The sequence below is a fragment of the Azospira sp. genome (assembly GCF_030247495.1).
Lineage (GTDB): Bacteria > Pseudomonadota > Gammaproteobacteria > Burkholderiales > Rhodocyclaceae > Azospira > Azospira oryzae.
This window is the reverse complement of the sequence record NZ_JAOTRW010000010.1, coordinates 67638-87382: the sequence shown is the minus strand read 5'-3', so window position 1 is coordinate 87382 and position 19745 is coordinate 67638. Positions and strand designations below refer to the sequence as shown.

Below are 19745 nucleotides of genomic sequence, written 5' to 3'. Positions count from 1 at the left end.
GACCTGGAGTGCGCTCCAGCTTTTAGGATGCCTGCCATGAAGCCCTATCTCTCCATCCAGGAAGCGGCCGCCAGCACCGGCCTGAGTCCCGACACCCTGCGCTACTACGAGCGCATCGGCCTCATCGGCGCGGTGCCCCGGGGGCCGGGGGGACAGCGACGCTACGTGCCTGACGACATGGCCTGGCTGGCCTTCCTGTTGCGCCTGCGCGGCACCGGCATGCCGGTGCGGCAGATGCAGGAATTCGCCGAGCTGCGCCGCCGGGGCGAAGCCACCGCCGGGGCGCGCCGGGAAATGCTGGAGCGGCACCTGGAGGGCGTGCGGCGGAACATCCGCCAGCTGGAGGAAACGGCGGCGGTGCTGGCCGGCAAGGTCGAGCATTACCGGCAGCTGGAGGCTTCATCCATCCAACCCAAGGCACAAGGAGCCTCCCATGGAAAAGTCCGAAGCGATGCAAAACGAGCGTTACGCCAGAGGCCTGGCAAAGCTGCAGGAGATTGACGGCCAGGCCGGGGAAAAGGTGGTGGCCAGCCTGGCCGGCATTGCCCCGGATTTCGCCCGCTACCTGATCGAATTTCCCTTCGGCGACATCTACAGCCGCCCGGGCCTGGACCTGCGCTCCCGGGAAATCGCCGTGGTGGCGGCCCTGACGGCTCTGGGCAATGCGGCGCCCCAGCTCAAGGTGCACATCCAGGGCGCCCTCAACGTGGGTGTGAGCCGTCAAGAAGTGGTGGAGACCATCATGCAGATGGCCGTCTATGCCGGCTTTCCGGCGGCCCTCAACGGCCTGTTTGCGGCGCAGGAGGTGTTTGCCGAAGCCGGGTGAGCGGGACGGCGGCGATGTTCCCCGGGGCGGGCGTCCCGGATGCCCCTTGTCGTTGTAAGGGGCGGCAGGTTATGGTCCTGCTCTTGCACATGTCATGGTCCGGAAAATGTCGCGCCACCCCATGTATCCTTCCGTCCGCCTCGCCTTGTTGTTGCTCAATACCTGGTCCTTCTTCACCGGCCTGGCAGCCTTTTATCTCTACTGGTTTCTTTCCATGGCTGGCACCGGGGCGATTACCGAGGGCCTGGCGGCCGATATCGGCCAATTGAACGATGTCGGCATCCTGCGGCAACTGGCCCTCAGTTTGCTGCATGCAGCGGTCGATTTCCGTCAAAGCGGAATCACCCTGGCGGTATGGGGCCTGTCCCTGCTTATGCTCTCGAGCGGCCTGTCCTTGCTGCTGCTGTTCCGGGAAATGCGCCGTCCAGCGCAGCCCAGGGAACCGGAGACGACGGATGCAGGAAGCGGCTTCGTGGCCGAGCTGCTGCAGGGGCGCCTGCCGTTGTGGAAGGCCTTCTGGCTTGTCTATGTTCCGGAGCCCTTCCTCGCCAGCCTTGTCGTCAATGTCCTCATCGGGAACCTGGACGGAAAGACCCAGGTACTGCTGTCCATGTTCGTGTTTCCATTGACCGTCGGTTTAGTGTGGACGCTGCTTTTGAGCGTGACGGTCCTGGTCTGGCGTTGCAGCGACAATACCGCCCGGCCGGTTTGGGGCAAGGTGGCGCGGGTGCTGCTGGTACTGGTCATTGCCGTACCGCTGCTGCAGTTCCTGATCCGCATGGTGCCTTTCCTGGGGCTGCTTTCCCGCAGCTGACGGGGGCTAGTTCTCCCAGGGCGCCTGCTCGAAGGCCGTCGCCAGGAAATTGACCAGGGCCCGCACCTTGCCCGAGAGGTGCTTGCGTGAGGGATAGACGGCGTAGATGCCCAGTTCCCGCTGCTTGTACTGGGGCAGGATGGGCACCAGGCGGCCGCTGGCCAGGTCCTGGTGGCAGAGGAAGGTGGGCTGGAAAACGATGCCCTGGTGGTCCAGGGCGGCGGCGCGGCAGGTGTCGCCGTTGTTGGCGTGGAAGCGGGGGCGGAGATTTACGCTTTCCATGCCGTGGGGGCCTTCCAGTTCCAGGGTGTCGCCGCTGGGGGAATAGCTGTAGCCGATGAACTGGTGCCGGGCCAGGTCGGTCAGGGTCTGGGGCGTGCCGTGGGCCGCCAGGTACTGGGGCGAGGCGCAGAGCAGGATGCGGGTGCTGGCCAGGCGCCGGGAAACCAGGGAGGAGTCGGGCAGGCGGGTGATGCGAACCGCCAGGTCGTAGCCTTCCTCCACCAGATCCACCACCCGGTCGTTGAGGCTCACATCCAGGCTCACTTCCGGATGGGTGGCGAGAAAGGCGCCCCACAGCGGCGCCAGGTGCAGCACGCCGAAGGAGAGGGGGGCATTGACCTTGAGCTGGCCCACGGCCCGGTTGGTGGTGAGGCCCACGGCGCTGTCCGCGTCCTCCAGTTCTTCCAGGATCTGCTTGCTGCGTTCCAGGTAGAGGCGGCCGGCCTCGGTGAGGGACAGGCGGCGGGTGGTGCGATGCAGGAGGCGGGCGCCCAGGCGGCTTTCCAGGTCCTGCACCAGGCGCGATACGGCGGCCTTGGAACTGCGCAGCTGGTCCGCCGCCTTGACGAAGCTGCCGCTGTCCACCACAGCAACGAAGGCTTCCATTTCCCGGAATCTGTCCATTTTGTTCCGAATATCAAAACAGTTAGTCACCGGATTGTATATTTATCTTCAATCGTCGGTTCAATAAAGTACGTTTCATCGCGGCCACACCTGTTGCCGCCCACTTTAGAGGGACCGCACCATGACCCTGCCCACCCTGTTCATTTCCCACGGCGCGCCGACCTTCGCCCTGGAGCCCGGCATCATCGGCCCCCGGCTGACGGCCCTGGGGCGGCAACTGCCCAAGCCCCGGGCGGTGGTGGTGGTGTCCCCCCACTGGATCACCGCCGGCCTGGAAGTGGCCACCAGCCCCCGGCCCGAGACCATCCACGACTTCGGCGGCTTCCCGGAGGCCCTGTACCAGTTGCGCTACCCGGCCGCCGGCGCCCCCGAGGTGGCGGCCGAGGTCCTGGAGGCCTTGGCCCGGGCCGGCTTCCCCGGCCGCAGCAATCCCCACCGGGGCCTGGACCACGGCGCCTGGGTGCCTCTCATGCACCTCTACCCGCAAGCCGACGTGCCGGTGGTGCAGCTGTCCCTGCCCATGACCGGTTCGCCCCAGGTGCTGCTGGCCCTGGGTCGAGCCCTGGCGCCCCTGCGGCAGCAGGGCGTGCTGGTGCTGGCCTCCGGCAGCATCACCCACAACCTGATGGACTTCCGCCTGGGCGGCGGCGAAGCGGCCTACGCCCGGGAGTTCATGGAGTGGGTGGCTGACACCATCGCCGCCGGCGACCTGGAGGCCCTGCTGGACCTGCGCCGCCGGGCACCCCACGCGGTGCGCGCCCATCCCACCGACGAACACCTGCAGCCCCTGCTGGTGGCCATCGGTGCTGCCGGCGAGGACTGGGCCGCCGCCCGCCGCCTGGAAGGGGGCCTGGTCTATGGCGTGATCGGCATGGACAGCTATGCCTTCGGCGTCACCGCCGGGGGCGCAAACCAAATCGACCATTCCGCGTCTACCCCGGTGTCCGCCGCGGTAGCTGCCCATTGAAGCGAGGAATCACCATGAACCACAGCACCGACCGTTACAGCAGCACCGCCAAGGCCCTGCACTGGCTGATGGCCCTGGGCCTCTTCGGCGCCCTGGGCGTCGGCTTCTACATGACCGGCCTGCCCCTGTCGCCGCAGAAGCTGCAGATCTACTCCTGGCACAAGTGGGCCGGAGTCAGCCTGTTCCTGCTGGTGCTGCTGCGCTTTGCCTGGCGTCTCGGCCACCGGCCGCCGGCTCCCGTGCCCATGCCGGCCTGGCAGCGCCTCGCCGCCGAGGGCGTGCATCACCTGCTGTATCTGCTGATGTTCGCCATCCCCCTCACGGGCTGGCTGATGAGTTCGGCCAAGGGCTTCCAGACCGTCTATTTCGGCGTGCTGCCCATCCCCGACCTGATCGGCAAGGACCCGGATCTGGGCAACCTGCTGAAGACCGTGCATGTGAGCCTCAACTTCCTGCTGCTAGCCCTGGTGGCCGCCCATGCCGGCGCCGCCCTGAAGCACCACTTCCTGGACCGGGACGCCACCCTGCGCCGCATGCTGCCGGGCCGCTCCTGAGCCGCACCAAGAAAAACGCACGCCAACCCCAACGTCACGGAGATAACACCATGATCAAACAAACCCTCGGCGCCGCCGCCCTGGCCGCCGCCGTCTTCGCCCTGCCGGCCCAGGCCGTCGAGTTCAACGCCGTGCAGGCCGACAAGACCCAGATCGCCTTCACCTACAAGCAGATGAACGTGCCCGTGGATGGCAAGTTCAGGAAGAGCGCCGCCAGCATCGCCTTTGATCCGGCCAAGCCCCAGGCCGCCAAGGCCAGCCTGGAGATCGACCTGGCCAGCATCGATGCCGGCTCCCAGGAGGCCAATGACGAAGTGGCAAGCAAGCTGTGGTTCAACACCAAGGCCTTCCCCAAGGCCACCTTCGTCTCCAGCAGTGTCAAGGCTCTTGGCAACAACCGCTTCGAGGTCACCGGCAAGCTGAGCATCAAGGGCAAGACCCTGGATGCCACCGCCCCCTTCACCTTCAAGCAGGAGGGCACCAACGGCGTCTTCGACGGCGCCTTCGTGCTGAAGCGGGCCGACTACGCCATTGGCGAAGGCATGTGGGCCGACTTCGGCACCGTGGCCAATGAAATCCAGATCAAGTTCCACGTCGTGGCGGCGGCTGCCGCTGCGGCCAAGAAGTAAGCCGTACCGCTGTATCGCCCCAACCCCAAGCCGTACCCAGAGAAATCTTAGAAAACCCCTTACAGGAGATTCACCATGATCAAGCAACTCGTCGCCGTCGCCATCGCCGCTTCCTCCTTCGCCGCCGTGGCCGCTCCCGAAACCTATGTGATGGACGGCAGCCACACCTTCCCCCGCTTCTCCTACAGCCACTTCGGCTATTCCACCCAGCTCTCCCATTTCGACAAGACCAGCGGCAAGATCGTGATCGACAAGGCCGCCAAGAGCGGCAGCGTGGAGGTGACCATCGACATGAAGTCCGTCAATACCGGCTCCGCCCTGTTCAACGGCCACATCCAGGGCGAGGATTTCCTCGACACCGCCAAGTTCCCCACCGCCACCTACAAGTCCACCAAGGTGAACTTTGACGGCGACAAGGTTGTGTCCGTGGACGGCAACCTGACCATCAAGGGCATCACCAAGCCGGTCACCCTCAGCGTCACCTCCTTCCAGTGCATGCCCCATCCCATGCTGAAGAAGGACGCCTGCGGCGCCAACGCCACCGCCGTCATCAAGCGCAGCGAATTCAACGCCGGCAAGTACGCTCCCTATGTGGGCGACGACGTCACCCTGACCATCGCCGTCGAAGCCATCAAGGAATAAGCCTCCCCGAGGCTGCCTCCGGGCCCGCCGATGCAAGGCGCATCGGCGGGCCTTTTTGCCTTTAGAATGGGCCTCCCCAGATATCGCGCCGGCCCGTCGTGTCTCCCCGCTTCTATCCCAAGTCCTTTCTCAAGCTGCTCTCTCTGGCCTTTCTCGCCGCGGCCCTGCCCCTGGTGGTGGCCCTGGTGCAGACGGCCATGGAGGTGAACCTGCTGGTGCAGCAGAGCCGCCAGGCCGTGGGCCAGACCGCCCAGGCGGCCCGGGCCAGCCGCCAGCTGCTGGAACAGACCGTGGCCCTGGAACGCTCCGCCCGCCAGTACCTGGTGCTGGGAGAGCCGTCCCTGCTGGCGGACTACGACACCCTGCGGGCGGGCTTTCGCACCACCTTCAGCGAGCTGTCCCTGCTGCCCCTGGATGAAGCCCAGTTGCTGGAGCTGAACCGTACCATCGACACCGAGGCCGCCCTGCGCGAGCGCCTGGAGAAGATCCAGGGCGGCAAGGCCCGCCTGGCCGAAGACTATGCCGCCCTTTCCGACCTGGCCCGGGGCGTGCAGCGCATCAGCGACGCGCTCACCGACCGGGAAATGAGCCGCCTCGGCGAACTGGCCGGGGAGGCGGAACAGCGCCTGTGGAAGCAGCTGCTGGCCATGCTGGTGCTGGGCCTGGTGGTGTCGGCCCTGGCCGCCGCCCTCATCGCCCGGCCGGTGCGGGAACTGGAGGCCGCCGTCTCCCGCCTCGGCGGTGGCGACCTGCAGGCGCCGGTGGCGGTGCACGGCCCGGCCGACCTGGAGCGCCTGGGCCAGCGCCTGGAATGGCTGCGCCAGCAGCTGAACGAGCTGGAGGCCCAGAAGGTGCGCTTCCTGCGCCATGTCTCCCACGAACTGAAGACGCCCCTGACCGCCCTGCGCGAAGGGGCGGAGCTGCTGGCCGACGGCGCCGCCGGTTCCCTCTCCGAAGGCCAGCGGGAGATCGTCGCCATCCTCCAGGGCAAGAGCCGCCAGCTGCAGACCATGATCGAGCGCCTGCTCAATGCCCAGCGGGCCCTGGATGAACTGGGGCGCCTCGAATTCGTGCCGGTGGACCTGGCCCGGCTGGTGGGCCGGGGGCTGGACGACCACCGTCTGGCAGCCCAGGCCCGGGGCCTGCGTTTCCAGGCCGAATGCGAGCCCCTGACGGTGTGGGGCGACCGGGACAAGCTGGCCACGGTCCTCGACAACCTGCTCTCCAACGCGGTCAAGTACTCTCCCGAGGGTGGTATGATCGCCGTCGCCCTGAAGTCCGAAGACGGCCTTGCCTGCCTGGACGTGCGTGACCAGGGCCCCGGCGTCGCCCCCAACGACCGGGAACGCATTTTCGACTGGTTCTACCTGGGCGGCAGCCGCCCCGCCGCCGCCAGCGTCCCCGGCAGCGGCCTCGGCCTCGCCATCGCCCGGGAACTGGCCCAGGCCCACCGGGGCCGGCTCGAAATGCTGCCCGAAGGCCCTCCCGGGGCCTGTTTCCGTCTCAGCCTGCCCCTCGCTGCCGCCGGGCGCTGAATCCTCCCTAGCCGAACTGCCTTGTCTTACCGCATACCCATGAAATTCCCATCCCTGCTGCTGAGCCTCTGCCTCTTCCTGGGGGCCTGCAGCCATGTGCCGCCGGCGCCGGTGGACGAAAGCCGCCTGGTGCTCGATACCCTGGCCCTGGCCCAGAAGACTGCCGCCGCCAACGCCGAGGAACAGAAGCGGGAGCTGGCGTCCGCCCAGCAGGCCTACAACCGGGAACGCAGCCTGGGCAACCGCCTGCGCCTGGGAGTGCTGCTGGCCTTGCCCCAGCCGGCCCTGGAGGACAAGTCCCGGGCCCTGGCCCTGCTTGAACCCCTGGCCGGCCATGCCGGTCCCGCCGGCCAGCTGGCGACCCTGGTCCAGGGCCAGCTCAACGAGCGCCTGAAGGAAGGGCGCCGGGCCCAGCAGCTGAAGGAACAGCTGGACGAACTCAAGTCCATCGAGCGCCAGCTCATCGAACGCAGCCGCAAGGGGAGGCAATAGCCATGGCCGAACTGCTGCTGGTGGATGACGACGCCGACATCCTCAAACTGCTGGCCCTGCGCCTGGCCACCGCCGGCCACCGGGTGCGCACCGCCGACAGCGGCGAGCAGGCCCTGGTCATGTTCCAGGCCCAGCGGCCCCAGCTGGTCATCACCGACCTGAAGATGGGCGGCATGGACGGCCTCGCCCTGTTCGACGAGATCCAGCGCCGGGCCCCGACCCTGCCGGTGATCGTGCTCACCGCCCACGGCACCATTCCCGAGGCGGTAGATGCCACCCGCCGCGGCGTCTTCGGCTTTCTCACCAAACCCTTCGACGGCAAGGCCCTGTTGGAGCAGGTGGAGCAGGCCCTGCGCTTGGCGTCCCCCGCCGGCCAGGGCAGCGGCGAGAACGAGCCCTGGCGCGCCGATCTGGTGGGCGGCAGCCCGGCCATGCAGGAATTGCTGGAGCGGGCCCGCCTGGTGGCGGCCTCCGATGCCAGCGTCTTCATCGCCGGCGCCAGCGGCACCGGCAAGGAACTGCTGGCCCGGGCCATCCACCTGGCCAGCCCCCGGGCGGATAAGCCTTTCGTCGCCATCAACTGCGCCGCCATCCCGGAAAACCTGCTGGAGTCCGAACTCTTCGGCCACCGCAAGGGCGCCTTCACCGGCGCCACCTACAACCACAAGGGCCTGTTCCTGGAGGCGGACGGCGGCACGGTCTTCCTCGACGAGATCGGCGACATGCCCCTGTCCCTCCAGGCCAAACTGCTGCGGGTGCTGCAGGAGCGCCAGGTGCGCCCCGTGGGCGCCACCCAGGCGGTGCCGGTGGATGTGCGGGTGGTTTCGGCCACCCACCGGGACCTGGACGAACTCCTGAAAAGCGGCCAGTTCCGCGAAGACCTCTACTACCGCCTCAATGTGGTCTCCCTGGCTCTGCCCCTATTGGCGGAGCGGCGGGAGGACATTCCCCTGCTGGCCAACCATTTCCTGCAGCGCACGGCCAGCCGCTACGGCAAACCCGTCACCGCCTTCGCCCCGGATGCCATGGAAGCCCTGGTGACGGCGCCCTGGCCGGGCAATGTGCGGCAGTTGCAGAATGTGGTGGAGCAGGCGGTGGCCCTCTCCCCGGTGAGCGGCGGCCTGGTGCCGGCGGCCCTGATCCAGGGGGCGCTGCGCTCCGGTGACAGCGCCTTCACTTCCCTGGACGAGGCGAAGAAGGTGTTCGAGCGGGATTACCTGGTGCGCCTGCTGCGCCTCACCGAAGGCAGCGTCACCCAGGCGGCCCGCCTGGCCCAGCGCAACCGCACCGAGTTCTACAAGCTGCTGGAACGGCATCAGCTGGATGCCAAGCAGTTCAAGCCCGGGGCCGGCGACAGCGCCTGAGGGGCGTCGGGCTGGCCCGACAAAATAAATCCGTTTTAAATCAATTGGCTGCGATCAAGGCTGGCAGCCCCTGTCGGGCCGCCCCGAAATTCCGGGGCCGGCCCGTTCTGTTTGTTTTCTCCTAACCAACTGATCTTCAAGGAAGTTTTTTTCCTGGCACGGCCGTTGCAATAACGGTTGCAAGCCGCGCTCCCAAGGCGGCGCTTTTTGCCCAGGAGAATAAAAATGAAGTTCAGGAAAGTTGTCATGCTGGCCCTGCTGATCGGTAGCACCGGTCTGTTCAATGCGGCCCATGCCCACGGTGGCATCGACGGCGATGCCGTGGTTGGCGGCGCCCTTGGCGGTGCGGCCGGCGCCGCCGTCGGTTCGGCCATCGGCGGCCGTGACATGGCCATGGTCGGTGGCGCTCTCGGTGCGGCTGCCGGCGTTTCCCTGAATACCCGTTCCCGTTACGACGATGGCCGCCGCCGTGGCTATTACGACGACCGCTACGACCGGGGTTATCACCGCGGCCACTACAAGCATCGTCACCGTCACCACCACGACCGCCACGACTGGTAAGCCAGTTCCCCCTGCCAAGGAGCGACCATGGATTCCACTTTCGAAATCGGCCATTCCCCGACCCCGGCCCCGGTGCGGGCCCGTCGCCTGCATCCCCTGCTGACGGCGGCCGCCGTCTCTCTCACCGTCTTCAGCCTGCTGGGCATCGGCGCCATCACCGGCCTTATCCCCTCGGCGTCTTCCCAGCTGCAGGAGAAGGGGGCCGATAAGGACGCCGCCAAGGCGGAGGAGGGCGGCAAGCCCGCCGCCAAGGGGGCCGCCAGCGCCAAGTCCACTTGCGCCAACTGCGGCGTGGTGGAAACGGTGCGCATGGTGCAGCTGGAAGGCAATGCCAGCGGCCTGGGCGCCGTGGCCGGCGGCGTCACCGGCGCCCTGGTGGGCAACCAGTTCGGCCGGGGCGGCGGCAATACGGCCATGACCCTGATCGGCGCTGCCGGCGGGGCCTATGCCGGCAACAGCATCGAAAAGAACATGAATCGCCAGACCGCCTACCGCATCACCGTGCGCATGGATGACGGCGCCTACCGCACCATTTCCCAGTCCCACGTGCCCGCCGTGGCCGCCGGCGACAAGGTGAAGGTGGTGAACGGCAACGTCAGCGCCATTCCCTGAACCCATCCCAACCCCGTGGAGAACAACATGAAAACCGCAAAATCCTTCGCCCTCGTCGCCGCTGCCGTCCTGGCCATGACCCTGTCCGCCTGTAGCGGCAATCCCACCCGGCAGCAGGTCGGGGTGGCCACCGGCGCCGTCGTCGGCGGTGTCGTCGGCTCCGCCCTGACCGGCGGCAGCACGGCGGGTACCGTGGCCGGCGCCGCTGCCGGCGGCCTGGTGGGCAACGAGCTGTCCAAGCGTCGCTGACGCCGAGCCGAATCCCTTTGAGCCGCGCCCGGTTTCCGGGTGCTTGTGTAAGCCGATGGTAGGCGGGGGCGCCTACCATCGGCTCTTTTTTTGGTGCACCGCCGCAGCCGGCCCCGGGTCATGCTAGTATTTTTGTCATAGAAAAAAATACCATCGGCAATGCCCGTCGGCAGGGAGCGAGTGGGATGTTTCCGAATCACAAAATAAGGGCCTGGTTGTTCCCGGTCCTGCTGCTTTGGTGCCTAGCTGCCGCAGGGGGAGCCCAGGGGGGCGAACGCCCCCGCCTGGTGGCCTTCGCCCAGGACACCCTGGCCAACGACTACCGCCTGGCCCAGGTACGGGCCCTGGTGGAGGCGTTCAATCGCCAGCCCGGCGTCAATTTCGTCTTTTCCGATGCCCAGGGCGAGACGGCCCGGCAGGTGGCCGACGTGGAGGACTTCGTCGCCCGTGGCGTCGATGTGCTGATCGTCAGTCCCCGGGATTCCCGGGCCTTGGCGCCCGTGCTGGCCAAGGCTTATCGCCAGGGTATCCCGGTGGTGCTGCTGATGCGCCGGGTGGAGGGGGACGCCTATACCACCTGGGTGGGGCCCGACGACGGGCAGATCGGTGCCGCTGCCGCCGCCTTCATCGCCGCAGAATTGCAGGGCCGGGGCACGGTGCTGGTGCTGCAGGGCATTCCCGGCGCCAGCACCTCCCAGATGCGCACCGCCGCCTTTGTCGAAGCCTTGCGCCGCCACCCCGGCCTGCGCCTGCACAGCATCCGCCCGGCCAATTACCTGCGGGCCGATGCGGTCAAGGCCGTGGAGGAGGCGCTGGAGGAAGGGCGCCCCTTCGATGCCATCTACGCCCAGTCCGACAGCATGGCCAGCGGCGCCCGCCTGGCCTTGCGCAAGCACGGCATCGATCCGGGCCGGCTGGTCATCGTCGGCATCGACTACATCCGGGAGGCGCGCCAGGCCATCGCTGACGGCGAGCAGCGGGCCTCCTTCACCTATCCCCTGAGTACCGAAGCGACGGCCCGGGTAGTGCGGGACATCCTCGCCGGACGCCCGGTGCCGCGGCGGGTGGTGGTGCCCAGCCAGCTGGTGACGCGGCAGGGCAGCGCCCGCCAGGAGCCGGTTTTCTAGATGACCGCCCCCAACTGGCTCCCCAGCATCAAGGCCAAGCTGCTGGCCCTGCTCCTGCTCAGCATCTTCCTGGTGCTGACGGTGGTGGGCACCCTGCTTTCCGTCGGGGTGGAGCGCTTCCACCGGGAGGAAACCCGGGAGGTCTTTGCTACCGCCCAGCGGGCCCTCAGTGCCGAAATCCGGGCCCGCCAGGCCTTCCTGCTGCAGATGGCCGGGCGCCTGGCGGCGGACGAGGCCCTGGTGGCCAGCCTCAACCTGGTGTCCCGCTATTCCGATCCCCTGCACTACGATCCCCTGGTGTTCGACGGGGAGAAGAAGCGCCTGGCCGGGGATCTGGCCCGTCTTTCCAGCGCCACCGACCACCTGTCCCTGGTGGTGGTGGACAGCCGGGGCCAGTGGGTGGCTTTCGGCCGGGTGGAGAAAAACGGCCAGGAGGCGGGCTTCCTGGCCTTCGACAATGCGGGTGCCCCCCTGGCCTGGCAACAGGACTCCCTCTCGCCCAACCAGTGGCACGCCGGACGCACGCCGGTGGAGGTGGAGTTCCTCGCCGGCCTGGCCCGCAATGCGCCGCCGACCCAGGCCATGGTCCGCTCGCCCGACGGGCTGATGCTGCTGGCCAGCGCCCCGGTGATCCGCCACTTTCCCCGGGGCGAGCCTCTCACGGTCGGGCGGGTGGTGGTGGCCCAGACCCTGGGCCAGGGCTTCCTGGAACAGGTGACCCGCTACACGCCGCTGCACTTTGGCCTGCTCTTCGCCCAGGGGCAGGTGGTGGGGGACATCCAGGCCCTGGCTTCCGAGGTCGATCTGAGCCGGGCGGCGCCGCTCCTGAAAAATGCCGGCAATCCCTTGAGCGGCTGGCAGGAGACGCCCCGGCACTTTCTCATGCTGTTTTCCCTGCCCCTGCTGGGCAACGAACTGGCCTATCCGCTCCTGGTCCTGGAAAAGGAGGGCGTAAACAAGCAGGTGCGGGAAACCCTGGGGGTGTTGCTGCTGGTGCTGCTGCTGGCCGGGGCCCTGGTGGTGCCCCTCAGCCAGGCCCTGGCCAACCGGGGTATTTCCCGGCCGGTGCTGAACCTGCTGGCCAGCGTGGAGCGGGTCAAGGCCGGCCAGTATGACGGTATCGCCGGGCAGGCGCCGGGCAGCGTCGAGTTCGCCAGCCTTTTCGATTCCCTGCAGGACATGGCCCACACCATCCGCAGCCGGGAGGACCAGCTGCGCCTGTGGGCCAGCGTGCTGGAACAGAGCCGGGAAGCGGTCTTCGTCACCGATGCGGAAAATCGCATCCTGCTGGTGAACCGGGCCTTCGTCGCCGTCACCGGCTACACCCTGGAAGAGGTGAGAGGGCGGACACCCCGTTTTCTCCAGTCAGGCCGCCACGATGAGGCGTTCTACGTCAATCTGTGGCGCAGCCTGCGGGAAACCGGACACTGGCAGGGGGAAATCTGGGACCGGGCCAAGGATGGCCGCATCCATCCCCAGTGGGCCGCCATCAGCGCTGTGGCTGATGCCGCCGGGACGGTCAGCAACTACATCGCCATCTACTCCGACCTTACCGAGCACAAGGCGGCCCAGGACCGTATCCAGTTCCTGGCCCAGCATGATCCTCTCACCGGCCTGCCCAACCGCATGCTGCTGCAGGACCGGCTCACCGTGGCCATTGCCGCCGCCGCCCGGGAGGGGCACGAGGTGGGGGTGCTGTTCATCGACCTGGACCGCTTCAAGACCATCAACGATTCCCTCGGCCATTCCGTCGGCGACGAGCTGATCAAGGGCGTCACCAAGCGCCTGCAGGATGCGGTGCGGGAATCGGATACGGTGTCCCGCCTGGGGGGCGACGAGTTCATCGTCGTCCTGCACCGCATCCGCCGCTCCGAGGACGCGGCCCATGTGGCCGACGCCGTCCTGGCCCAGCTGACGGCGCCCTTCAACATCGCCGGCAAGGAGCTGCGGGTGACGGCCTCCATCGGCATCAGCGTCTTCCCTGCCGACGGCGAGGACGAGGAGGGGCTGATCAAGAATGCGGACACGGCCATGTTCCATGCCAAGGAACGGGGGCGCAACAACTACCAGTTCTTCCGCCCGGAAATGAACGCCCGGGCCGGGGAGCGCCTGGCCCTGGAGAACTCCCTGCGGGGGGCGGTGCAGCGCAAGGAATTCGTGCTTTTCTACCAGCCCCAGGTGGAGATCCGCAGCGGCCGCCTGGTGGGGGCCGAGGCCCTGATCCGCTGGCGGCGGGGCGACTCGGGCTTCGTTTCGCCGGCCGACTTCATCCCCCTGGCCGAGGAGACCGGCACCATCCTGGAAATCGGCGACTGGGTCCTGGCCGAAGCCTGCCGCCAGCAGGTGCAGTGGGACCAGCAGTGGCCGGCCATGGGCCTGAAACCGGTGCCGGTGGCGGTGAATCTGTCGTCCCTGCAGTTCCGCCAGAAGCACTTCAAGGAAAACCTGCTCGACATCGTCGGCGACTATCCGCTACCCGCCGGGCGCATCGAACTGGAACTGACGGAAAGCATCGTCATGGAGGAGCCGGAGCAGGTGGGCGCCGTCCTGGCCGAACTGAAACAGGCCGGCCTGCGCCTGTCCATCGACGACTTCGGCACCGGCTATTCCAGCCTGTCCTACCTGAAACGCTTCCCCCTGGACAAGCTGAAGATCGATGCCTCCTTCGTCCGGGACATCGTCAACGATTCGGCCGATCTGGCCATCGTGCACGCCGTCGTCTCCCTGGGCCACAGCCTGGGGCTGAAGGTGGTGGCCGAAGGGGTGGAGCACGAGGCCGAACTGCTGATCCTCAACGCCATGGGCTGCGACATCGCCCAGGGTTACCACTTCTGCCGGCCGGTGCCGGCGGAGGAATTCCAGGCCTGGGTTGCCGCCTATGTGCCGGTGCCGCTACGGGGCGGCGTCCCCATGCCGGAAAGCTGAGGCAAAACGATCGCGGAAAAGAGAAACGGCGCCCGCAGGCGCCGTTTTTTCATACCCGTAGCGGGCGAGGTGTGCCTTGGCGCCTCAGCGCGGCAGGTTGCTGCCCCGGTTGGACTGCACGGTCTGCAGCAGCTGGGCGAAAATTTTCGGGCTGCCCGCCACCACGTTGCCGCTGTCCAGGTAGCCGGGTTCGCCGGCCAGGTCAGTAGCCAGGCCGCCGGCCTCGGTGATGAGCAGGGTGCCGGCAGCCATGTCCCAGGGGGAAAGGCCGAATTCCCAGAAACCGTCCAGGCGGCCGCAGGCCACCCAGGCCAGGTCCAGGGCGGCGGCGCCCGGGCGGCGGATGCCGGCGCAGGTCTGGGTCAGTTCCTTGAAGATGTTGAGGTAGGCATCCACGTGGTCGAAGCTGCGGTAGGGGAAACCGGTGCCGATCAGGGCGTCCTGCAGCTTGGCCCGCTTGCCGACGCGGATGCGGCGGTCGTCGAGGAAGGCGCCGGCACCCTTGGTGGCGGTGAACATCTCGTTGCGGATGGGGTCGTAGACCACGGCCTGGGTCACCTGGCCGCGGTGGGCCAGGGCGATGGAAATGGCGTACTGGGGAAAGCCATGGATGAAGTTGGTGGTGCCGTCCAGGGGATCGATGATCCACTGGTATTCCTCATCCCGTCCGACGGAGGCGCCGCTCTCCTCTGCTAGAATCCCGTGATTCGGGTAAGCCTCGCGCAGGGTTTCGATAATGGCGGCTTCGGCAGCCCGATCCACTTCGGTGACAAAGTCGCTCTGCTGCTTGGCAACGACCTTGAGCAGGTCGATGTCGTTGGAGGCGCGGTTGATGATCTGGCCGGCGCGACGGGCGGCCTTGACGGCGATGTTCAGGGTTGGATGCATGGCTTTTGTAAAGAACTCGAAGGGGCAGTTTCCGGGCTTCCGGTCTTGTAGACCCGGCCGGCGACTGCCCTAAGCATTTGGATAAACCGGCATTTTACACCATGAACCCCATTAGCCCCATTGAGATGCTCGGACGCATCCGCGTCGTGCTGTGCAACACCAGCCATCCCGGCAACATCGGCGCCGCCGCCCGGGCCATGAAAACCATGGGCCTGTCCCGCCTGACCCTGGTCAATCCGAAACAGTTTCCCGACGACGAAGCCACCGCCCGGGCCTCCGGCGCTGCCGACGTGCTGGAGCACGCCCGCATCTGCACCAGCCTGGAAGAGGCCTTGCAGGGCACCGTCCTGGCAGCGGCCCTGTCGGCCCGGCAGCGGGACCTGGGGCCCATTCCCCGGCCGGCGCGCCAGGCCGTGCCCGAGCTGCTGCAGTGGACGGCCCAGGGCGACATTGCCCTGGTCTTCGGCGGCGAGACTTCCGGCCTCACCAATGCGGAGGTGGAACAGTGCCAGCGGCTGGTGACGGTGCCGGTGAACCCGGATTACGGCTCCCTCAACCTGGGGGCCGCCGTCCAGGTGCTGTGCTACGAGGTGCGCCAGGCGGCCTTTGACGGGGCGCCCCCGGTCAGTTCCCTGGCCACGCCCTTTGCCACGCCGCCGGCCAGCCATGAGGAGGTGGAAGGTTTCTACGCCCACCTGGAGCGCCTGATGACGGCCACCGGCTTCCTCAATCCCAACAGCCCGCGCCGCCTCATGCCCAAGCTGCGCCGCCTGTTCGGGCGGGCGGCCCTGGAGAAGGACGAGATCAACATCCTGCGCGGCATCCTGGCGGCGGCGGAGAAGCCCCTGCCCGGGGCCAAGATTAATCGGGACAATAGTTGATAAAAATAGTGGGATATTTTAAGATAACCCCACAAATCCAAGGAGTATTGATCCATGTTTGCCCGCCTGCGTGAAGACATCCACTCGGTTTTCGACCGCGATCCCGCGGCCCGGTCCGTGCTGGAGGTGCTCACCTGTTATCCGGGCATTCATGCCATCACCCTGCACCGGCTGGCCCATTGGCTGTGGGGGCATCGCCTGCGCTGGCTGGCCCGTTTCGTCGCCCACATCGCCCGCTTCCTGACCGGCATCGAGATTCATCCGGGGGCCACCATCGGCCGCCGATTCTTCATCGACCACGGCATGGGCGTGGTGATCGGCGAGACGGCCGTCATCGGCGACGACGTCACCCTCTATCACGGCGTCACCCTAGGGGGCACATCCTGGAACAAGGGAAAGCGCCATCCCACCCTGGAGAACGGCGTCGTCATTGGCGCCGGGGCCAAGGTGCTGGGGCCCATCACCATGGGTGCCGGGGCCAAGGTGGGTTCCAACGCCGTGGTGGTGCGGGATGTGCCCGGCGGCGCCACCGCCGTCGGCAATCCGGCCCGCATCATCCAGGGCGAGCAGGAGCAGAAGCGGGAGGAGAAGGCCGTGAAAATGGGCTTTTCCGCCTACGCCGTGGCCCAGCAGAACCAGGACGATCCCCTGGCCAAGGCCATCCACGGCCTGCTCGATCACGCGGTGGAAACCGACCGGCGCATCGAAACCCTGCTGCACAAGCTGGAACAGGCCGGCGTGCGGGTGGAGGACGAGCTGGCGGTGGCCGACCGTTTCGATCCGAAATACCTGAGCAAAATAGTTGACTAATAAATCCGGGTATCAGTATAGTTGACTTAAATTCTCAGGTATTTCCTGGAGGGCCTAAAAATGCGCTTGACCACCAAAGGACGTTTCGCCGTTACCGCCATGATCGACCTCGCCATCCGTGGCGGTGAGGGTCCGGTGACCCTGGCCGGCATCAGCGAACGGCAAAAGATTTCCCTGTCTTACTTGGAACAGCTGTTCGGCAAGCTGCGCCGCCACAACCTGGTGGAAAGCGTGCGCGGCCCCGGCGGCGGCTACTGTATCGCCCGGCCCCTGGAGCAGGTGACGGTGGCCGACATCATCCGTGCCGTGGATGAGCCCCTGGACGCCACCCAGTGTGGCGGCAAGGAAAACTGCCACGAAGAACACCGCTGCATGACCCACGACCTGTGGTCCACCCTCAATGCCAAGATGTATGAATACCTGGCCTCGGTGAGCCTGCACGACCTGGTGAGCAAGCAGCAGGACAAGGTGGCCCTGCTCACGGGGCAGCGCCTGGGTCCCCGGCCCCGGGTCAAGGAAGTCCTGGTCCGCGCCTGAAAGCTGGATCGCCGCCATGTTCGCCCCGGTCTATCTGGACCATAACGCCACCACCCCGCTGCATCCCGAGGTGCTGGAGGCCATGCTGCCCTATCTGCGCGAGCAGTACGGCAATGCCTCGAGCCGCCACGAGTACGGCCGGGCGGCGCGGCGGGCGGTGGACGAGGCCCGGCAGCTGGTGGCGGCGGCCACCGGCGCCCATGCCACCGAGGTGGTGTTCACCAGCGGCGGTTCCGAAAGCAACAACCTGTTCCTCAAGGGCGCCGCGGCCAGCCTGCGGCCCGGCCTGCTGGCGGTCTCCGCCGTGGAGCACCCCTGTATCGCCCGTCCGGCGGAGCAGTTGGCCCGGCAGGGCTGGGAAGTGGCTACCCTGGCCGTTGATGGCGAGGGCAGGGTGGAGCAGGGCGCCTATGCTGAACTTCTGGCCCGGCGTCCGGCCCTGGTGTCGGTGATGCTGGCCAACAACGAAACCGGCGTGCTGCAGGATGTGGCCGCCCTGGCCCAGGCGGCCCGGCCCACCGGCGCCTGGTTCCACAGCGATGCGGTGCAGGTGCTGGGCAAGCTGGAGCTGGATTTTCGCGCCCTCAACGGGGCCGGCGTCCACGCCCTCAGCGTTTCCAGCCACAAGATCGGCGGCCCCAAGGGTGCCGCGGCCCTGGTCCTGGACAAGCGGGTCGAGCTGCAGCCCCTGATCGCCGGCGGCGGACAGGAACGGAACTTGCGTTCCGGTACGGAAAACGTCCCCGCCATTGTCGGGTTCGGTGCAGCCTGTGCCCTGGCGGCCCGTAACGTGAAGGAAAACCGACGCCGGCTGGCGGATTTGCGACAGCAACTGGAAGCCGGTCTGCATCACCAGGGTGCCAGGATTTTCGGTGCCGGCGCCGAGCGCCTGCCCAACACCAGCTACTTCGCCTTTCCCGGTGTGGATGGCGAAACCCTGGTGGGCTACCTGGACCGGGCCGGTTTTGCGGTGGCCAGCGGTGCGGCCTGTTCCTCGGCCAATCCGGAGCGTTCCCGGGTCCTCATGGCCATGGGCGTGGCGCCGGAACTGGCCCGGGGCGCGGTGCGGGTGAGCCTGGGGGCCACCAGTACGGCGGCCCAGATTGAAGAATTTCTCGGGGTGCTGAAGGGCACCCTGGAACGCCTGACCAGCCTCACGGCCATGGCGTCGTAACGGACAACAAGAACGTGCAAAACCTTTTTGGAGCGACGAGAACATGAAACTGCCCATCTACCTCGACTACTCGGCCACCACGCCCGTGGATCCGCGCGTGGCGGAAAAGATGATCCCCTTCCTGGTGGAGAAGTTCGGCAACCCCGCCTCCCGCTCCCACAGCTACGGCTGGGAAGCCGAGGCCGCCGTGGAAGAGGCCCGGGAGCAGGTCGCCGCCCTGGTGAATGCGGACCCCAAGGAAATCGTGTGGACCTCCGGCGCCACCGAATCCAACAACCTGGCCATCAAGGGCGCTGCCAATTTCTACGCCGGCAAGGGGAAGCACATCATCACCGTCAAGACCGAGCACAAGGCCGTGCTCGATACCGTGCGCGAAATGGAGCGCCAGGGCTTCTCCGCCACCTACCTGGACGTGCAGGAAAACGGCCTGATCGACCTGGAAGTGCTGAAGGCCGCCATCCGTCCCGACACCGTGCTGGTATCCGTGATGTTCGTGAATAACGAAATCGGCGTGGTCCAGCCCATCGCCGAGATCGGCGAGATCTGCCGCGAGAAGGGCATCATCTTCCACGTCGATGCGGCCCAGGCCACCGGCAAGGTGGATATCGACCTGGACAAGCTCAAGGTGGACCTGATGAGCTTCTCCGCCCACAAGACCTACGGCCCCAAGGGCATCGGCGCCCTCTACATCCGCCGCAAGCCCCGCGTCCGCCTGGAAGCCCAGATGCACGGCGGCGGCCACGAGCGCGGTTTCCGCTCCGGCACCCTGGCCACCCACCAGATCGTCGGCATGGGAGAAGCCTTCCGTCTGGCCAAGGAAGAGATGGTCGAGGAAAATAAGCGCATCGCCGCCCTGCGCGACAAGCTGCTGAAGGGACTTTCCGACATGGAAGCGGTCTACGTGAACGGGGACCTGGAGCACCGTGTCGCCCACAACCTGAACATGAGCTTTGCCTACGTGGAAGGCGAGTCCCTGCTGATGGCGATCAAGGACGTGGCCGTTTCCTCCGGTTCCGCCTGCACCTCCGCCAGCCTGGAACCTTCCTACGTTCTGCGTGCCTTAGGGCGGGAAGACGAACTGGCCCACAGTTCCATCCGCTTCTCCATCGGCCGCTTCACCACCGAGGAAGAGGTGGATTTCGTGGTCAAGCTGCTGCACAGCAAGGTGGGCAAGCTGCGCGAACTGTCCCCCCTGTGGGACATGTTCAAGGAAGGCATCGATCTGAATACCGTCCAGTGGGCTGCCCACTGA

General features: G+C 66.9%; 23 protein-coding genes. 20 read left to right on the top strand and 3 right to left on the bottom strand.

Annotated features, from left to right (window positions below; genetic code table 11):
- The first annotated feature begins 36 nt into the window (after positions 1–36).
- The 3 genes from OEL49_RS15260 (at position 37) to OEL49_RS15250 (ending at position 1640) form a co-directional block, all read left to right on the top strand.
- Positions 37–501, top strand: a complete 465-nt coding sequence (locus OEL49_RS15260) for a MerR family transcriptional regulator (protein ID WP_287875488.1) — start codon at positions 37–39, stop codon at positions 499–501.
- On the top strand, positions 434–826 hold the full coding sequence (locus OEL49_RS15255) for a carboxymuconolactone decarboxylase family protein (protein ID WP_287875486.1): 393 nt from the start codon (positions 434–436) through the stop codon (positions 824–826). The genes OEL49_RS15260 and OEL49_RS15255 overlap by 68 nt, the downstream gene beginning before the upstream one ends.
- Positions 827–947: 121 nt before the next feature.
- The gene (locus OEL49_RS15250; RefSeq protein WP_287875484.1) at positions 948–1640 is read left to right on the top strand and encodes a hypothetical protein; all 693 of its coding nucleotides are present in this window, start codon (positions 948–950) and stop codon (positions 1638–1640) included.
- A 6-nt stretch (positions 1641–1646) separates the two neighbouring features.
- Here OEL49_RS15250 and OEL49_RS15245 read toward each other — a convergent pair whose 3' ends face one another.
- Entirely contained in the window at positions 1647–2546 is a 900-nt protein-coding gene (locus OEL49_RS15245; RefSeq protein ID WP_287875482.1) for a LysR family transcriptional regulator, read from the bottom strand.
- Between the two features lie 121 nt (positions 2547–2667).
- Here OEL49_RS15245 and OEL49_RS15240 point away from each other — a divergent pair, with 121 nt between their 5' ends.
- From OEL49_RS15240 to OEL49_RS15210, 7 genes are all read left to right on the top strand, one after another.
- Entirely contained in the window at positions 2668–3513 is an 846-nt protein-coding gene (locus OEL49_RS15240; protein ID WP_287875480.1) for a DODA-type extradiol aromatic ring-opening family dioxygenase, read from the top strand.
- Positions 3514–3527: 14 nt separating this feature from the next.
- Positions 3528–4067 carry a cytochrome b gene (locus tag OEL49_RS15235; RefSeq protein WP_014237409.1) on the top strand — a complete coding sequence of 180 codons (540 nt, stop codon included), beginning with the start codon at positions 3528–3530 and terminating at the stop codon, positions 4065–4067.
- Between the two features lie 50 nt (positions 4068–4117).
- Complete coding sequence (locus OEL49_RS15230) at positions 4118–4696, top strand: YceI family protein (protein WP_287875477.1); 579 nt, start codon at positions 4118–4120, stop codon at positions 4694–4696.
- A gap of 75 nt (positions 4697–4771) precedes the next feature.
- On the top strand, positions 4772–5338 hold the full coding sequence (locus OEL49_RS15225; RefSeq protein ID WP_287875475.1) for a YceI family protein: 567 nt from the start codon (positions 4772–4774) through the stop codon (positions 5336–5338).
- 98 nt (positions 5339–5436) lie between these two features.
- Positions 5437–6873: a HAMP domain-containing sensor histidine kinase gene (locus OEL49_RS15220; protein ID WP_130458427.1), complete on the top strand. Its 1437-nt coding sequence runs from the start codon at positions 5437–5439 to the stop codon at positions 6871–6873.
- A 39-nt stretch (positions 6874–6912) separates the two neighbouring features.
- A complete protein-coding gene (locus OEL49_RS15215) occupies positions 6913–7365 on the top strand; it encodes a hypothetical protein (RefSeq protein WP_287875473.1) in 453 nt (150 codons plus the stop codon).
- A 2-nt stretch (positions 7366–7367) separates the two neighbouring features.
- Entirely contained in the window at positions 7368–8729 is a 1362-nt protein-coding gene (locus OEL49_RS15210; protein ID WP_287875471.1) for a sigma 54-interacting transcriptional regulator, read from the top strand.
- A gap of 35 nt (positions 8730–8764) precedes the next feature.
- On the opposite strand, the gene OEL49_RS15205 is transcribed toward OEL49_RS15210, so the two are convergent.
- Positions 8765–8977 (bottom strand): hypothetical protein, encoded by a 213-nt coding sequence (locus tag OEL49_RS15205; RefSeq protein WP_287875469.1) that lies wholly within the window; start codon positions 8975–8977, stop codon positions 8765–8767.
- On the opposite strand from OEL49_RS15205, the gene OEL49_RS15200 reads away from it, so the two are divergent.
- The 5 genes from OEL49_RS15200 to OEL49_RS15180 all read left to right on the top strand — a co-directional run bounded on the left by OEL49_RS15200 (position 8976) and on the right by OEL49_RS15180 (position 14203).
- Positions 8976–9290 (top strand): hypothetical protein, encoded by a 315-nt coding sequence (locus OEL49_RS15200; RefSeq protein ID WP_287875467.1) that lies wholly within the window; start codon positions 8976–8978, stop codon positions 9288–9290. The genes OEL49_RS15205 and OEL49_RS15200 overlap by 2 nt on opposite strands.
- Positions 9291–9317: 27 nt before the next feature.
- Positions 9318–9902: a glycine zipper 2TM domain-containing protein gene (locus tag OEL49_RS15195; RefSeq protein ID WP_014237416.1), complete on the top strand. Its 585-nt coding sequence runs from the start codon at positions 9318–9320 to the stop codon at positions 9900–9902.
- Positions 9903–9929: 27 nt separating this feature from the next.
- Positions 9930–10151 carry a glycine zipper 2TM domain-containing protein gene (locus OEL49_RS15190; RefSeq protein WP_130458429.1) on the top strand — a complete coding sequence of 74 codons (222 nt, stop codon included), beginning with the start codon at positions 9930–9932 and terminating at the stop codon, positions 10149–10151.
- A 185-nt stretch (positions 10152–10336) separates the two neighbouring features.
- Positions 10337–11278: a substrate-binding domain-containing protein gene (locus tag OEL49_RS15185; protein WP_287875464.1), complete on the top strand. Its 942-nt coding sequence runs from the start codon at positions 10337–10339 to the stop codon at positions 11276–11278.
- Positions 11279–14203: a putative bifunctional diguanylate cyclase/phosphodiesterase gene (locus tag OEL49_RS15180; RefSeq protein ID WP_287875462.1), complete on the top strand. Its 2925-nt coding sequence runs from the start codon at positions 11279–11281 to the stop codon at positions 14201–14203.
- 84 nt (positions 14204–14287) lie between these two features.
- Here OEL49_RS15180 and OEL49_RS15175 read toward each other — a convergent pair whose 3' ends face one another.
- Positions 14288–15091, bottom strand: a complete 804-nt coding sequence (locus tag OEL49_RS15175) for an inositol monophosphatase family protein (protein ID WP_014237420.1) — start codon at positions 15089–15091, stop codon at positions 14288–14290.
- A 101-nt stretch (positions 15092–15192) separates the two neighbouring features.
- On the opposite strand from OEL49_RS15175, the gene OEL49_RS15170 reads away from it, so the two are divergent.
- From OEL49_RS15170 to OEL49_RS15150, 5 genes are read left to right on the top strand one after another with little or no spacing between them, the layout of a single operon-like run.
- Positions 15193–15972 (top strand): RNA methyltransferase, encoded by a 780-nt coding sequence (locus OEL49_RS15170; RefSeq protein WP_130458431.1) that lies wholly within the window; start codon positions 15193–15195, stop codon positions 15970–15972.
- A gap of 54 nt (positions 15973–16026) precedes the next feature.
- On the top strand, positions 16027–16782 hold the full coding sequence (cysE, locus tag OEL49_RS15165) for a serine O-acetyltransferase (RefSeq protein ID WP_014237422.1): 756 nt from the start codon (positions 16027–16029) through the stop codon (positions 16780–16782).
- A gap of 60 nt (positions 16783–16842) precedes the next feature.
- The gene (gene iscR, locus OEL49_RS15160) at positions 16843–17319 is read left to right on the top strand and encodes a Fe-S cluster assembly transcriptional regulator IscR (protein WP_014237423.1); all 477 of its coding nucleotides are present in this window, start codon (positions 16843–16845) and stop codon (positions 17317–17319) included.
- Positions 17320–17335: 16 nt separating this feature from the next.
- Positions 17336–18493 (top strand): cysteine desulfurase family protein, encoded by a 1158-nt coding sequence (locus tag OEL49_RS15155; protein WP_287875459.1) that lies wholly within the window; start codon positions 17336–17338, stop codon positions 18491–18493.
- A 43-nt stretch (positions 18494–18536) separates the two neighbouring features.
- Positions 18537–19745 (top strand): IscS subfamily cysteine desulfurase, encoded by a 1209-nt coding sequence (locus OEL49_RS15150; RefSeq protein ID WP_130458434.1) that lies wholly within the window; start codon positions 18537–18539, stop codon positions 19743–19745.